Annotated in this window: 16 protein-coding genes; 6 read left to right on the forward strand and 10 right to left on the reverse strand. The window is 27.6% G+C overall.

All coding sequences use genetic code 11. The annotated features are described in order from the left end of the window. Positions 1-131: 131 nt before the first annotated feature. The gene (locus tag LXD69_RS14645; RefSeq protein ID WP_045967300.1) at positions 132-1,298 is read right to left on the reverse strand and encodes a proline dehydrogenase family protein; all 1,167 of its coding nucleotides are present in this window, start codon (positions 1,296-1,298) and stop codon (positions 132-134) included. 94 nt (positions 1,299-1,392) lie between these two features. On the opposite strand from LXD69_RS14645, the gene aroB reads away from it, so the two are divergent. The 4 genes from aroB (at position 1,393) to LXD69_RS14665 (ending at position 5,548) form a co-directional block, all read left to right on the forward strand. After that, entirely contained in the window at positions 1,393-2,460 is a 1,068-nt protein-coding gene (gene aroB, locus LXD69_RS14650; RefSeq protein ID WP_246915935.1) for a 3-dehydroquinate synthase, read from the forward strand. A gap of 303 nt (positions 2,461-2,763) precedes the next feature. Beyond that, positions 2,764-4,167 carry an arginine decarboxylase gene (locus tag LXD69_RS14655; protein WP_045967296.1) on the forward strand — a complete coding sequence of 468 codons (1,404 nt, stop codon included), beginning with the start codon at positions 2,764-2,766 and terminating at the stop codon, positions 4,165-4,167. A 12-nt stretch (positions 4,168-4,179) separates the two neighbouring features. After that, positions 4,180-5,154 carry a deoxyhypusine synthase family protein gene (locus LXD69_RS14660; protein WP_246915936.1) on the forward strand — a complete coding sequence of 325 codons (975 nt, stop codon included), beginning with the start codon at positions 4,180-4,182 and terminating at the stop codon, positions 5,152-5,154. A gap of 88 nt (positions 5,155-5,242) precedes the next feature. After that, positions 5,243-5,548, forward strand: a complete 306-nt coding sequence (locus LXD69_RS14665; protein WP_045967293.1) for a hypothetical protein — start codon at positions 5,243-5,245, stop codon at positions 5,546-5,548. A 34-nt stretch (positions 5,549-5,582) separates the two neighbouring features. Here the strand turns inward: LXD69_RS14665 and LXD69_RS14670 are convergent, their stop codons facing one another. The 3 genes from LXD69_RS14670 to LXD69_RS14680 all read right to left on the reverse strand — a co-directional run bounded on the left by LXD69_RS14670 (position 5,583) and on the right by LXD69_RS14680 (position 7,815). After that, a complete protein-coding gene (locus tag LXD69_RS14670) occupies positions 5,583-6,092 on the reverse strand; it encodes a DinB family protein (protein WP_045967292.1) in 510 nt (169 codons plus the stop codon). A gap of 45 nt (positions 6,093-6,137) precedes the next feature. Continuing rightward, complete coding sequence (locus LXD69_RS14675) at positions 6,138-6,617, reverse strand: Lrp/AsnC family transcriptional regulator (protein WP_045967291.1); 480 nt, start codon at positions 6,615-6,617, stop codon at positions 6,138-6,140. 85 nt (positions 6,618-6,702) lie between these two features. Continuing rightward, a complete protein-coding gene (locus LXD69_RS14680) occupies positions 6,703-7,815 on the reverse strand; it encodes a M14 family metallopeptidase (protein ID WP_246915937.1) in 1,113 nt (370 codons plus the stop codon). Between the two features lie 301 nt (positions 7,816-8,116). On the opposite strand from LXD69_RS14680, the gene LXD69_RS14685 reads away from it, so the two are divergent. Continuing rightward, on the forward strand, positions 8,117-8,596 hold the full coding sequence (locus tag LXD69_RS14685; RefSeq protein WP_246915938.1) for a helix-turn-helix domain-containing protein: 480 nt from the start codon (positions 8,117-8,119) through the stop codon (positions 8,594-8,596). Positions 8,597-8,651: 55 nt separating this feature from the next. On the opposite strand, the gene LXD69_RS14690 is transcribed toward LXD69_RS14685, so the two are convergent. Together LXD69_RS14690 and LXD69_RS14695 are read right to left on the reverse strand one after the other, a co-directional pair. Further along, positions 8,652-9,659: a hypothetical protein gene (locus LXD69_RS14690; RefSeq protein WP_246915939.1), complete on the reverse strand. Its 1,008-nt coding sequence runs from the start codon at positions 9,657-9,659 to the stop codon at positions 8,652-8,654. 70 nt (positions 9,660-9,729) lie between these two features. Continuing rightward, positions 9,730-10,281 (reverse strand): 1-acyl-sn-glycerol-3-phosphate acyltransferase, encoded by a 552-nt coding sequence (locus LXD69_RS14695; RefSeq protein WP_045967285.1) that lies wholly within the window; start codon positions 10,279-10,281, stop codon positions 9,730-9,732. A 55-nt stretch (positions 10,282-10,336) separates the two neighbouring features. Between LXD69_RS14695 and LXD69_RS14700 the strand changes: the two genes are divergently transcribed. Then, positions 10,337-11,002 (forward strand): spermidine synthase, encoded by a 666-nt coding sequence (locus tag LXD69_RS14700; protein WP_045967284.1) that lies wholly within the window; start codon positions 10,337-10,339, stop codon positions 11,000-11,002. Here LXD69_RS14700 and LXD69_RS14705 read toward each other — a convergent pair. Genes LXD69_RS14705 through LXD69_RS14720 form a run of 4 tightly spaced genes read right to left on the reverse strand, consistent with a single transcriptional unit; the run spans position 10,999 to position 14,244 of the window. Then, positions 10,999-11,457 (reverse strand): hypothetical protein, encoded by a 459-nt coding sequence (locus tag LXD69_RS14705; RefSeq protein ID WP_246915940.1) that lies wholly within the window; start codon positions 11,455-11,457, stop codon positions 10,999-11,001. The two genes, LXD69_RS14700 and LXD69_RS14705, sit on opposite strands and share 4 nt — an antisense overlap. 12 nt (positions 11,458-11,469) lie before the next feature. After that, on the reverse strand, positions 11,470-12,195 hold the full coding sequence (gene kdsB / locus LXD69_RS14710; RefSeq protein ID WP_246915941.1) for a 3-deoxy-manno-octulosonate cytidylyltransferase: 726 nt from the start codon (positions 12,193-12,195) through the stop codon (positions 11,470-11,472). A 54-nt stretch (positions 12,196-12,249) separates the two neighbouring features. Beyond that, positions 12,250-12,813 (reverse strand): DUF4126 domain-containing protein, encoded by a 564-nt coding sequence (locus LXD69_RS14715; protein ID WP_246915943.1) that lies wholly within the window; start codon positions 12,811-12,813, stop codon positions 12,250-12,252. A gap of 6 nt (positions 12,814-12,819) precedes the next feature. Beyond that, complete coding sequence (locus LXD69_RS14720; RefSeq protein ID WP_246918891.1) at positions 12,820-14,244, reverse strand: ATP-dependent DNA helicase; 1,425 nt, start codon at positions 14,242-14,244, stop codon at positions 12,820-12,822.

Consider the following 14,244-nt stretch of genomic DNA (forward strand, 5'->3'; position numbering starts at 1 on the left):
CAGGACAGCCTACACCATACAAACATTGTAATATCCAAATGGAATTGACATTAAACTTAAAGAGTTTTAAAAACTATTATAAATTTTTATGATAAACTAAAAAATCCCTCAAAATGAGGGATTTTTTAGTTTTATAACTTTCTTCTAGCTCTTTCTTTTTTAATCAAATCAAGTTCTCTACTTGTTTGTCCTGCAACAGAAGTGTTTTCTTCTGCTCTTCTTATTAAATATGGCATAACATCTCTTACAGGACCAAAAGGAAGGTATTTTGCTACATTATAACCACTCTCTGCTAAATTGTAACTAATATTATCACTCATTCCAAATAATTGTCCAAAAAAGATACGAGCATCATTTTTAGCAATACCTTTCTCGGCCATCAATTCCATCAAACGATATGAACTATTTTCATTATGTGTTCCTGCAAAAATAGCCATCTTCTCTATATTTTCTAACATATAAACAACTGCTGCATCATAATTTTCATCTGTAGCTTGTTTACTAGCACAAATAGGTGTTGGATAGCCTTTTTCTTCTGCACGTTTATTTTCTTTCTCCATGTAAGCACCACGAACTAACTTCATTCCTATGTAAAAACCATCAACTTTAGCCAAAGTGTATAGTTTTTTAAGATAATCAAGTCTATCCCATCGATACATTTGTAAAGTATTAAAAACAATAGCCTTCTCTTTATTATACTTTCTCATCATTTCAGCTACTAAATCATCAGCAGCATCTTGCATCCAACTTTCTTCTCCATCAATTAACAGGGCTACATCTTTTTCATGTGCAACACTACAAACTTTATCAAATCGAGCTACTACTCTATCCCATTCAATCTGCTCCTCTGGAGATAATGATTTACCTTCTCCTAATTTTTCATATAATGCAAAACGACCAAAACCTGTTGGCTTAAAAACAGCAAAAGGAATAGCTAAACGTTCTTTAGCAAATTCAATTGTCTTTAATGTCATATCTAAAGCAGCATCAAACTGAGCTTCTTCTTCTTTACCTTCTACTGAATAATCCAAAACTGAAGAAACTCCTTTTGTAAACATCTTATCAACAACAGAAAGACAATCGTTCTCATTTATTCCACCACAAAAGTGATCAAAAACGGTACTTCTTATTAAACCTTCAACTGGTAAATGTGCTTTTAAAGCAAAATTTGTAACAGCAGTTCCTATTCTAACTAGTGGCTGACTCTCAATCAATTTAAATAAAAAATAAGCTCTTTCTAGTTCAGTATCACTTTTTAATGAAAAAGCAACCTCAGTATTATTAAATATTTTTTCCATCTTTTAGTACTAATTTGGAATGCAAATATACTTTAGAGCATTGTAATTTTAAATAAAAAATGCCTTATTTTGCAATAAATTGAAAATAAAAACAATGCAGACTATTATAGCTAATAATTATCACGTTTTTTTTAACGAAAAAGGATATCAATATTTATCTGAAATTCTAGTTCCAAAAGACTATTCGAAAATATTTATTCTAGTTGATGAGAATACTTCAAATCATTGTCTACCAAAATTTTTATCAATGTTATCTACAGAAGTAGAAATCGAAATAATAGAGCTAGAAGCAGGAGAAGAAAATAAAAACATAGAAACGTGTTTACAAATTTGGCATTCATTAACTGAATTAGGAGGAGATAGAAAAAGTATCATTCTTAATTTAGGTGGAGGCGTTATTACAGATATTGGTGGATTTATTGCTTGTACTTTCAAAAGAGGGATTGATTTTATAAACATACCCACTACTCTATTATCAATGGTAGATGCATCAATAGGTGGAAAAAATGGAGTCGATTTAGGAAATCTAAAAAATCAAATAGGAATTATTAGAGAACCCAAAGCCGTAATTATTGATACATTATTTTTAGAAACATTACCTGGAAACCAAATGCGTTCTGGATTTGCAGAAATGTTAAAACATGGATTAATATTTGACAGAGAATATTGGAATAAATTAAAAAATGTATCTTCCTTAAATACAAATGATTTAAATAGTTTAATTCATGAATCAGTTGAGATAAAAAACAAAATAGTTTCTGAAGATATAACTGAAAATGGAATTCGAAAATCACTAAATTTTGGACATACATTAGGGCATGCAATTGAAAGTTATTTTCTTGAAAACACAGAAAAACAAAGCTTACTACATGGAGAAGCTATTGCAATAGGAATGATTTTAGAAGGTTTTATATCTAAAGAGAAAGGACTGTTAACTGATGAAGAATATCAAGAATTAAAATATGTAATTAGTGATATCTACGATCCTATAGAATTTAATGAAGTTGATATCAAAAATTGTATAGATTTATTGATTTATGACAAAAAAAATGAATTTGGAACCATTCAGTTTGCCTTATTAAATGGTATTGGAAAAATAAAAATTAACGAACAAAGTTCTAATGAATTGATTTTTAAAGCTTTTGAAAATTATAAATCATAATATTTTTTTAATAATATAGTTTGAAAATAGCATAAAAATATTTTTACCTTTGTACTATAATGAAAGAAAGAAAAACAAAGAGATCTTTAAATATAATTACAAAACAAAGAGGTGTTTATTCAGCATCTCTATCTTATAGCAAATTAAATTCTAAAGCAAGTTCTTTTATTCATTTATTTGAATTATTAAAAGCATTTAATGAAAAGTTACTTATCATTTTTGCAAATATTAGGGTTTGAAGAGCAGATATAATTACAGATCAATTATTCTAATTTTCAAAACACTTAAAACATTATTATTCAAATGAATACAAAATATTATGATTTAATAAATCAAACATTTTATTTTCCACAAGAAGAATTTACATTACAGAAAGATACACTTCAATTTCACGGAATCGACTTAATGAAATTAGTTGAAGAATATGGTACACCGTTGAAATTTACTTATTTACCAAAAATTTCTAAAAACATAAAAAGAGCTAAAACTTGGTTTAGAAATGCAATGGAAAAGCATGACTATGATGCTAAATATTTCTATTGCTATTGTACAAAAAGTTCTCATTTTGAATTTGTTTTAAACGAAGCTCTAAAAAATAACATTCACATAGAAACTTCATCTGCTTTTGATATAAATATTGTAGAAAAACTGATTGAAGAAGGAAAAATAAACAAGAACACCTTTGTTATATGTAACGGATTTAAACGTGATCAATACATTGAAAACATTGCACGATTAATTAATAATGGTCATAAAAATACTATTCCTATTATTGATAATTACGAAGAATTAGATCTTTTACAAGAACAAATTAAAAGTAAAATTAAGATTGGAATCCGTATTGCTGCTGAAGAAGAACCTAAATTTGAATTCTATACTTCAAGATTAGGTATTGGATATAAGAATATAGTTCCATTCTACAGAAAACAAATTCAAGAAAATAAAAAAGTAGAACTAAAAATGCTTCACTTTTTTATTAATACAGGAATACGAGATACTGCTTATTACTGGAATGAACTTTTAAAATGTATGAAAGTATACATTTCATTAAAAAAAGAATGTCCTTCATTAGACAGTTTAAATATTGGTGGTGGTTTTCCAATCAAAAACTCATTAGCTTTTGAATATGATTATCAATATATGATTGATGAAATACTGAATCAAATAAAAATTGCTTGTGATGAAGCTGAAGTTCCTGTACCAAATATTTATACAGAATTTGGTTCATTTACGGTTGGTGAATCTGGAGGTGCTATCTATGAAGTTTTATATCAAAAGCAACAAAATGATAGAGAAAATTGGAATATGATTGACTCTTCTTTCATTACTACATTACCAGATACTTGGGCTATCAACAAACGATTTGTAATGTTAGCTGTAAATCGCTGGAATGACACTTACGAAAGAGTACTTCTAGGTGGAATGACTTGTGATAGTGATGATTATTACAATTCAGAACAACATATGAATGCAGTTTATTTACCAAAATATAACAAAGAAAAGCCATTATATATTGGATTCTTCAATACAGGTGCTTATCAAGAAACAATTGGAGGATTTGGAGGATTACATCACTGTTTAATTCCACAACCAAAACACATTCTAATTGATCGTGATAAAAATGGAATTTTAGCAACTGAAATTTTTTCAGAGCAACAAAATGCAAATGATGTTTTAAACATTTTAGGTTATAATAAAAACAAATAATATCAAAAAGAGATGAATAAAGGACCAATTAGTCAATTTGTAGAAAAGCATTATCTACACTTTAATGCTGCTGCATTAGTTGATGCTGCAAAAGGATATGAAGAACATTTATTAGATAATGGAAAAATGATGGTTACTCTTGCAGGTGCTATGAGTACAGCAGAACTTGGAAAATCATTAGCAGAAATGATTCGTCAAGACAAAATTCATATTATTTCATGTACAGGAGCTAATCTTGAAGAAGACATTATGAACTTAGTAGCGCATAATTCTTATAAAAGAGTACCTAATTATAGAGATTTAAGCCCACAAGAAGAATGGGATTTATTAGAAAACCACTATAACAGAGTTACAGATACTTGTATTCCAGAAGAAGAAGCATTTAGACGCTTACAATCTCACTTATTTGATATTTGGAACAAAGCAGACAAATCAGGAGAAAGATATTTCCCTCATGAATTTATGTATCAAATGATAAATTCAGGTGTTTTAGAGCAATATTATGAAATTGACCCTAAAGATTCTTGGATGGTTGCGGCAGCAGAAAAAAACTTACCAATTGTAGTTCCTGGATGGGAAGATAGTACAATGGGAAATATTTTTGCTTCTTATTGTATAAAAGGAGAATTTAAAGCATCTACAACCAAAAGTGGAATTGAATACATGGCATGGTTAGCAGATTGGTATCCTAAAAACTGTGCAGGAAAAGGAATTGGATTCTTCCAAGTTGGTGGTGGAATTGCAGGTGACTTCCCTATTTGTGTTGTACCAATGCTTTATCAAGATATGGAAATGCATGATATCCCATTCTGGAGTTATTTTTGTCAAATTTCCGATTCTACGACAAGTTATGGCTCATATTCAGGTGCAGTACCTAATGAAAAAATTACTTGGGGAAAACTAGATATAACGACTCCTAAATTCATAGTTGAATCTGATGCAACAATTGTTGTTCCTTTGATTTTTGCTTACATTTTAGGATGGTAATTTTTTTGAAAAAAAAATTAAAAAACTATTTGATTATTACAATAGGGATATTACATTTGACAAAAATACCTGATTAAAAAGAACCCAAATGAAAAGAGTAATTGTTGATTACGCAAAATTAACAAACGAAATTTTGACCTTATTAGTCGATAAATTTCCAGAAGGTTATGATGAATCTGACATCATTCGTTTTAAAAACGCTAAAAATGAATCAGTTGAAGCTGTAGAAGTACGCACGGAAGACACTATTTTCCTTGTAAAGGTAAGTACTAAGCTAGCTGACAGAATTGAAAACTATGATGAAGACGATGAAGATGATGTAGTAGATGAATCATTAGAATCATTAAATGATTTAGAAATCGCTGATGAAACAGATGATTCTGACGAAAATTAAATAAAAAAGACATGTAATACATGTCTTTTTTATTTTACAAATACCTTTCCTTTATTACTGATACATGATGCAATTCATGACCTAAAATGATATAACCTAATGCTCTCACTGAAACTGTAGAATTTGAAGCTGTACCTATTCTCATTTTTTGTTCCTCAGTAAAACTAGTAAACAATGAAATTGTTGCGCTTCTTACCGATTTATATTCTAATAATAAGTTTTCTATAGTTCTGTTGTTTGCACTTGCATTTAATACATAATCATTTTCTTCAAAACCTGGCATTTCAGTTTTATCATTTCTAGAAATTCTAAGCGCTCTATAAGAAAACACCCTTTCAGCATCAATTAAATGCAATAAAATGTCTTTAATAGTCCATTTCCCTACTTCATATCTAAATTCATGCTTCTCAACAGGAATATTACTAAAAAAAGCATCTAATTCTTCTTCTTGCTCTTTTAAACTTTTAACAATGTCTTTGAAAAAGATTGATTTTGATATATAAGTTGCATAATAGGGAGCAAATTCGTTTTTATTTAATTCCATATTCTAAGTATAAAAAAATCCCGATAAACATATCGGGATTAAATATTAAAGCTCTTTAAAAATTGTGTGCATCAATCGTTTCTTATCATTAATGCTCTCTTCAAGTGAAATCATGGTTTCAGTTCTATATACACCATCAATATCATCAATCATGAAAATAACTTCTTTTGCATGCTTTGTATCTCTTGCTCTAATTTTACAAAAAATATTAAACTTACCAGTTGTAATATGAGCTACAGTAACATAAGGTATTTGATTTATTCTTTCTAAAACAAATTTAGTTTGCGATGTATTATGAAGAAAAACCCCTACATAAGCAATAAAAGAATACCCTAATTTCTCATAATCTAAAGTCAAAGATGAACCCTGTATAATCCCTGCATCTTCCATTTTTTTTACCCTAACATGAACTGTTCCCGCAGATATTAATAGCTTTTTTGCTATATCTGTAAAAGGAACTCTTGTGTTGTCAATCAACATGTCTAAAATTTGATGATCAACTTCATCTAAACGAAACTTACTCATAAAAAGTATATAATAAAAATTTATTTAATACAACGTAATGCTAATGCTGTTATTACTTTCTAATACTAAATTTAACTTATTTTTATCAAAAAACAGGCAATTTATCCCCTATTTCTGGGATTTTAACCTCATTTGTATTAAAAATAGTATCTTTAAAATCAAATTCAAGATGCCCATTATGATTTTCTAAATCATTTATTTGAATAACTTGTGCTTCGAAATGTATGGTATTGGATTGCAAAGTCTCAACATATTGCGCTGCAAAGTTAATGGTTTTTTCTTCAGAATTGTCAATAAACCTAACATTTTTATAAAGAAAATCATAAAAACACTTTGAATTTTGAGGAATCTGCAAATAATTGTCTAATTCCCTGTTTACTACAAGGCTTTCGTGTGATAAATTAAATGAAGACAAAAGAGAACAAAATATATATTTTCTTACTTCATCACGCTGATAATCATCTTTATAGTGACCTGCTTCAAAAAGCACTGTAGGTATATTCCTATAAGTAAAATAATCTCCAATACAATTAATATTAAATGAATCATCAAATCGACCTACTTGATTTGGTATAAATTTTTGCAAATTCTCATTCATTTTATTAATAACCTGAATAGCCTTGTATCTTACATCATTAAAATCTCTGGTTTCATTATATGCTGGTGCTAAAAAAGAGACTGTAGCGGGTAAATTAAAGCCTTCTGTTCCAAAAATTGTTCTTTGGTCGTGTAGGTTATAACAAAAATCAGGTTTAAAATTTTCAAAAATTGTTCTTAATAAAACACTTTCTGGTTGAGTATTCTCAAAAGCATCTCTATTTAAGTCTACTTTATTAGCATTTACTCTTGTATAAGCTTCTGCTCCATCAGGATTTAATATTGGAATACTATATAGTGTATAATTTTTATAAATTAATTCAGCATTTTCATGATTTGATGATAAATAATTAAAAAAATCAAATAAACCTTTGGTTGTTGTAGATTCATTTCCATGCATCTGCGACCAAATTAAAACCTTTGTTTTTCCAATACCAAATTTGACACTAAAAATATCTTTATCTAAAACAGATTTACCTATTGTTTCTATCTTAAATTTATTAGATAATGATTTCAATAAAGGAGCTATATGCTCATTTGTGATATATCTTCCACTTATTTTTTTCTCTAAATATTCTGTTGCTAATTGTAAATTATTCATTGCTTTATATTATGTTACAAATGTAAACAAGATATTATTTACATTTGTAAACAATGTTTAATTTGAATTAGTTCACAAATGTTAACATCTAATTAAGCTTTTTGTTTATAACTACCAATTCCTTATACTTAATATTGATAGATAATTACTTAATTATATCAATTTACTGTTTTTCAGTTAATTAAATACTATTATATGAAGTATACATTTATGTTTTTAATTAAAATATTGTACTATTTTTGGTGTTTTGAATTCATTTCGTTACATTTGTAAACAATAATCTATTTAAAATTGGTTTACAATGGTAAACATTGAAGATTTCATTAAACGACTTGAATTATTACTTGAATATTATAATTTATCAGCTTCCGCTTTTGCAGATAAGATAGATGTACAACGTTCTAGTATATCACACCTACTCTCTGGAAGGAATAAACCAAGTCTTGATTTTATATTAAAAGTCATTGAGGTTTTTCCTGATGTAGATTTATATTGGATATTAAATGGTAAGGGAACTTTTCCTAAATCAGAAAAAAATAATGAAGAAGAAGAAAAGATATCACCTACTCTTCAAAATGAAAATTTTCAAAATGATACCAGTCTAAAAAATAATGTTGACCTATTTAGTGAAATTGAAACAGTTGAAAAAAAAACCATAAATGAAAAATCTTCAGAAATTTTTTCAAATATGCAAAATTTTGAAGCTGCAAATAATTTGATAGAATACATAGTCGTTTTCTATAAAGATGGAACTTTTAAGAAATATAACTCTAGACAATAAAAAAAGCGCCATTCTAAATTAAGAATGAACGCTTTTAAAATTAACTCAAATATTTTTATTTTTTAACTAAATATACTGCTGCAACTCCTGGTTCTGCTCTTGTAGATATAGGTGCTATATTTCCTGAACTTGAAGGAAAATTAAATGTTAGAACATTTCCACCTCCATTTGCTCTTTCTGCAACATAAATTCTATTTGTATCATAATCATAGGCTACATCAACGGGATTTCCTAAGGTTGTATTAGAACCATATAATCTAATTTGATTAGTTGTTGAAATTGTTCCCATATTGGCTGTTGAATTCAAAATAGTAGAAAAATTATTAATAATAACTAAACCACCATCTGTTGCATCCGCAGCACTAGCAACATCTGTTAGAATCATTACATTATCCATTGCTGAATATGTGATTCCATGTGTTCTTATTAAATTTTCAATTGTAACTCTTTTCGAAGGCATTATACTTCCTGAAGCTAAAGAAAAGAAATTATTAAAAACTACAATATCACTGGTTAAATCAGCTACAGCATATAAATCGTTTCCATTTACATGAATTCCCCAAACTTTAAAGTTTAAAGTATATTGATTTAGTAAGGTATAACCTGTAGCGCTTTTTTGATATACAAATAATTTATTAGTATCTCCATTACTTGCTGCTTGATCTTGTGTTACTACAATTTTATCTCCTGATACTGCAATTTCTCTAGCATTATTAAAATCTGTACTAGCACTAAAATTAGCTAACATCAAATTATCCATATTAGATGAAACAGCATTTTTTAATCCTGAATAGGTTTCCAAACGATTATTTGTCCTTGATGCTAAAATAATTTCATCCGTATCTGTATTATAAAAAATTCCATCATTATCTGTTCCATTCACAGAAAATGAAATAGCAGTAGGATTTACTGAAAGTAAGTTAGTATAAGAAATTTTACCTGTAGTATTACTTGAAGTAACTAATTTTAGTTCAGATGTTAAAATTTCGGAAATAATATCATCATCAGAACATGATGTTAATGACAATGAGGCAAAAATGCCTAAAAAAATTAAGTTTCTCATAATATTTATGTTTTAATAGTTGATTAAAAACATATTTACGTTTAAAACTTAATTTTGGTTTTAATTTTTTTTAAGGTGTAAAACTATATTCAGGAATTTTACCAATTACTCCTTTATAATAAGCTTGTAATTTTTTCAGATCTTCATCAATATTTCCTGTTGGATAAAATGGTTCATTATAAACTACTTCTTTTTTCCCATAATCAAATGCAACTGGAATTATTGGAATATTAGCTTTCAATGCCATATAATAAAAACCCGTTTTCCATTGTGTTACTTTTTTTCGTGTACCTTCTGGAGCAAGTGCTAATCTAAATAGTTCTTTTTCTTTAAAAATTTTAGCTATAGCATCTACTTTATTCTCTTTTTTACCTCTATTTAATGGAGCTCCTCCTACCCATTTAAAGAAATAGCTAAACGGAAAAATAAATAATTCTTTTTTTGCTAAAAAATTAATTTCTATATTTAAAATACCTCTGGAAAAAATGCCTAAGAAAAAATCCCACCAACTAGTATGAGGAACTGCAATTAGGATACATTTTTTTATTTCTCGATCAATATCACCTACTACTTTCCATCCAAAAAGAGTACAAAATATAAATCTATATATTTTTTGCTTCATTAGTTATGATTTGGTGTAAAATTAAAATTATATTTACAAATAGAAAGTATTTTACATGATTAAACAAATATTGAGCTTCTTATTTCCTATTACCATTTTTGAAAAAAGATCGGCTATCAGTGACAATATTGAAGTGACTTGGAATAATGGAAAACTAGTTTTAGACTCTAAAAATACTAATTATTCTTATGGCAGTCTACAAAAAGTATTAAGAAAAGGATTAATTACTATTGGATTTAAAAAGGTTCAATCCATGTCTGATATTCTAATTTTAGGTGTTGCTGGTGGAAGCGTAATAAAAACATTAGTTGATGAGATAAAATTTAAAGGAGAAATTACAGGAGTAGAAATTGATGAGAATATTATTGATATTGCAAATAAATATTTTGGATTAAATAAAATTAAAAACTATAAGACTATCATTGCTGATGCTTCTAAATTTGTTACAGAAAGTTCCAAAAAATATGATTTAATTATTATTGATATTTTTGAAGATATTGTAATGCCTAATTTTTTATTTGAAAAAGATTTTATTTATAATATTAAAAGATTACTTAATAATAATGGATTCATTTTATTCAATACAATGATACTTGATGAAAAGGTAATTAATAGAAATACTATTTTTATGCAACATTTTAAAAATGGAGAATATTACTGTAAAACTTTTTCAAATGTTGAACATTTTAATCAATTAATTTTAATTGAAAAAAGAAATTAATCTTGATTTTTATAAAATTGATAGAATACAATTGCAATGCAAATATATCTAAGTAATTCTCCAATTATAGGCACGTAAATACTTAAAAATAAATTACTTTTAGAATCATAAAAAGATTTCCAATTTTCATTGTAATTTTCATAAATATAATCTCCAACATAAAATGCATAAAGAAATTGTAAAACTTGGATAAGAACAAAGCTAACAATCAAATATTTTATTACTTTTTTATAGTTTAAATATCGTATATCTTTTAAAGATTTTAAAAAGATATAATATAAAACAACAATTATGAAATTGTATAAAAAATGCTGAATTACATTTGCATAATCATAATCTATATTATTTATAATAAAAAGATCTATAGATATAATTTGTAAAGTATATGCCAAACTCACTATAGCAATCCAAGAGCAGATTCCTAATCCTATTAAACTAAAATCTTTTTTCAACATATCTGGCATATTCTATAGCATTTGCCTTGCTTTTTCCAAATCTTCTGGAGTGTCAATTCCAATACTTGCATGCGTTGTTTCTACCATTTTTATACGCTTTCCATATTCTAAATAGCGAAGTTGTTCTAATTTTTCTGATGCTTCTAAAGATAACATTGGTAAACTATAAAAATCTAGCAAGGCTTGTTTTCTAAAAGCATAAATACCAATATGTTTCATATAACGAACACCTACGTTCTCTTCTCTAGGATATGGAATTACAGAACGTGAAAAATAAAGTGCAAAATTTTGTTGATCTACAATTACTTTTACATTATTTGGATTCTCAATATCTGTTCTATCTTTTATTTCAAACATTAATGAAGCTAAATCTACTCTGCTTTCAGTGTCTTTTTTAAAAACTTCTATTACTTTTTGAAGCGGTTCTGCATTAATAAAAGGTTCATCACCTTGAACATTAATAACAATATCAACATTCATATTTTCAACCGCTTCTGCAATTCTATCACTTCCACTTTCATGCTCTTTAATACTCATAATGGCTTTTCCATTATTTTTAACTATTTCATTATAAATAAGTTCCGAATCAGTTACTACGAAAACATCATCAAACAAATTTGTATTAATAGCGGCTTCATAAGTTCTTAGAATTACTGTTTTCCCACCTAAATCTTGCATTAATTTAGCTGGGAAACGTGTAGATGCATATCGAGCAGGAATGACTGCAATTATTTTCATTGGTTCTTTTTTATATAAATCAAAAATACGTTTAATTTTAAAAATGCAGCTTTATTATTTATTCTTATTAAAAAATTTTCTAAATACTTTAATTCCAATAAAAACAATTAAAATAACAAGTAATAAAGCCAATACTGGTAAAAATATAGCTGTCACCGAGACAAAAGAAGCTGTAGCTGTTTCTGTTGTAGAAACAACGGAATTTCCTATTCCTCCTGTAGTTACAGTTGATGTAGCTCGTGTAGCAGTTGTAGCACTAGAAATAGCAGCAGCAGAACCACCACCAGCAATAATAGCTAATCCCCAAGTTAACATTGGATCAATATCTATCATTGTAGAAGCCATAGCAATTGTTCCTGCAATTGTAGCTAACGGAATTGCTATAGTATCCAATAAATTGTCAATATACGGAATATAATAAGCAATGATTTCTACAATCGTTGCAATTCCTAAACATATCATTGCAGTTGTACTTCCTATCCATAAAAAAGAATCTCCAACAGGTACATATCCATAATGTGTAGCAATACTTAATACAAATAAAGGTACAAAAACTCTAAATCCTGCTGAAGCAGCAAGACCAATTCCTAAACAAATACTAACAATTGTTTCAATCATAAACAGTTAATTTTCAAAAGATTCATCTTTAAAACCTATTAAATATAATTTTTCTTTTGCTCTGGTTACAGCTGTATACAACCAACGAAGATAATCTTGATCTACTCCATTTGGTAAGTACGGTTGTTCTATAAAAACTGTATTCCATTGTCCACCTTGTGATTTATGACAAGTTATAGCATAAGAAAACTTCACTTGTAAAGCGTTAAAGTGAGGATTATTTTTTACTTTTAAAAACTTTTTATACTGTTGTTTTTCTTCTTCATAATCTTTCATTACTTCTTGATATAATTTATTAGATTCATCATAAGTTAATGAAGGCGACTCGCTATTCACAGTATCTAAAAGTAAAACCGTTTCAAATGCAGGTTGATCTGGATAATCAATCATTCTAATTTTTACATTAGCGAATTTAAATCCATATAATTCTTGAATATTAATAATTTTTAAAATTTCAATAATATCGCCATTCGCAATAAAACCAGCATCTGAGCTTTCTTTTAGCCAAAAATAATTATTTTTTACGACCATCATTAAATCTCCAGTGGAAAGCTCTCCTTCTCTACCTAAAATTTTAGATCTTATTTGCTGATTATATTGATTTGCTCTTTTATTTGAGCGAACGATAAAAGCTGTTTCTTCTTCTCCATTTTCTTCAAAAGATTGATAAATAGCGTCTTGTATTTCATACCCATCTTGCAATCTAACAATATCTTTAAAAGAAAGTAGTTGAAATTTAAATGTATCTATAAAATGAGATTTTAATAACTCTCTCATTTCAGTTGCGTTAAATAAAATTCCTGAAGATTCAGATTGACGCATTACTTCGTCTAATTCAATTTGTTGTACTTCTTTATTAAAATGTAATGATAATAAATCACCATTCAGAGCTGGACTTACATCCAAATTAACTGGTGGCAACTGAGCAGTATCTCCTATGAATATTAATTTACAATTAACTCCAGAATCTACATAAAATATTAAATCATCCAAAAGAGATCCATTTTCATATAATTTAGATTCTTGAGAAGTATCTGAAATCATTGAAGACTCATCAACAATAAAAATTGTGTTTTTAAACTTATTTTGTTGTAAAGTGAAAGAGACAGCTCCAGAACTATTTTTTTTGGGGAAATAAATCCTTTTATGTATTGTGAATGCTGGTTTTTGAGCATAGTTACTTATCACTTTTGCAGCTCTTCCTGTTGGTGCAAGTAAAACATACTTTTTATCTGCATTTTTAAGATAGTTAACTAAAGTGGAAATAATTGTAGTTTTTCCTGTTCCAGCATATCCTTTTAAAATAAATATTTCATCATTTTCTTTTTTTAAGACAAAATCAGCAATTTTTTGAAAAAAAATGTCTTGTTTAAGAGTTGGATCAAATGGAAAATTATCGCGTAACGTTTTGTAAAACAGTGCAGAAGTCAT

The organism is Flavobacterium sediminilitoris, assembly GCF_023008245.1.
In the GTDB taxonomy this organism is placed as follows: Bacteria; Bacteroidota; Bacteroidia; order Flavobacteriales; family Flavobacteriaceae; genus Flavobacterium; species Flavobacterium sediminilitoris.

Excerpts from the sequence above, each read along its gene's own strand:
- LXD69_RS14645 (WP_045967300.1), bottom strand. The coding sequence starts at position 1,298 with ATGGAAAAAATATTTAATAATACTGAGGTTGCTTTTTCATTAAAAAGT.
- aroB (WP_246915935.1), top strand. The coding sequence starts at position 1,393 with ATGCAGACTATTATAGCTAATAATTATCACGTTTTTTTTAACGAAAAA.
- LXD69_RS14655 (WP_045967296.1), top strand. The coding sequence starts at position 2,764 with ATGAATACAAAATATTATGATTTAATAAATCAAACATTTTATTTTCCA.
- LXD69_RS14660 (WP_246915936.1), top strand. The coding sequence starts at position 4,180 with ATGAATAAAGGACCAATTAGTCAATTTGTAGAAAAGCATTATCTACAC.
- LXD69_RS14665 (WP_045967293.1), top strand. The coding sequence starts at position 5,243 with ATGAAAAGAGTAATTGTTGATTACGCAAAATTAACAAACGAAATTTTG.
- LXD69_RS14670 (WP_045967292.1), bottom strand. The coding sequence starts at position 6,092 with ATGGAATTAAATAAAAACGAATTTGCTCCCTATTATGCAACTTATATA.
- LXD69_RS14675 (WP_045967291.1), bottom strand. The coding sequence starts at position 6,617 with ATGAGTAAGTTTCGTTTAGATGAAGTTGATCATCAAATTTTAGACATG.
- LXD69_RS14680 (WP_246915937.1), bottom strand. The coding sequence starts at position 7,815 with ATGAATAATTTACAATTAGCAACAGAATATTTAGAGAAAAAAATAAGT.
- LXD69_RS14685 (WP_246915938.1), top strand. The coding sequence starts at position 8,117 with ATGGTAAACATTGAAGATTTCATTAAACGACTTGAATTATTACTTGAA.
- LXD69_RS14690 (WP_246915939.1), bottom strand. The coding sequence starts at position 9,659 with ATGAGAAACTTAATTTTTTTAGGCATTTTTGCCTCATTGTCATTAACA.
- LXD69_RS14695 (WP_045967285.1), bottom strand. The coding sequence starts at position 10,281 with ATGAAGCAAAAAATATATAGATTTATATTTTGTACTCTTTTTGGATGG.
- LXD69_RS14700 (WP_045967284.1), top strand. The coding sequence starts at position 10,337 with ATGATTAAACAAATATTGAGCTTCTTATTTCCTATTACCATTTTTGAA.
- LXD69_RS14705 (WP_246915940.1), bottom strand. The coding sequence starts at position 11,457 with ATGTTGAAAAAAGATTTTAGTTTAATAGGATTAGGAATCTGCTCTTGG.
- kdsB (WP_246915941.1), bottom strand. The coding sequence starts at position 12,195 with ATGAAAATAATTGCAGTCATTCCTGCTCGATATGCATCTACACGTTTC.
- LXD69_RS14715 (WP_246915943.1), bottom strand. The coding sequence starts at position 12,813 with ATGATTGAAACAATTGTTAGTATTTGTTTAGGAATTGGTCTTGCTGCT.
- LXD69_RS14720 (WP_246918891.1), bottom strand. The coding sequence starts at position 14,244 with ATGACTTCTGCACTGTTTTACAAAACGTTACGCGATAATTTTCCATTT.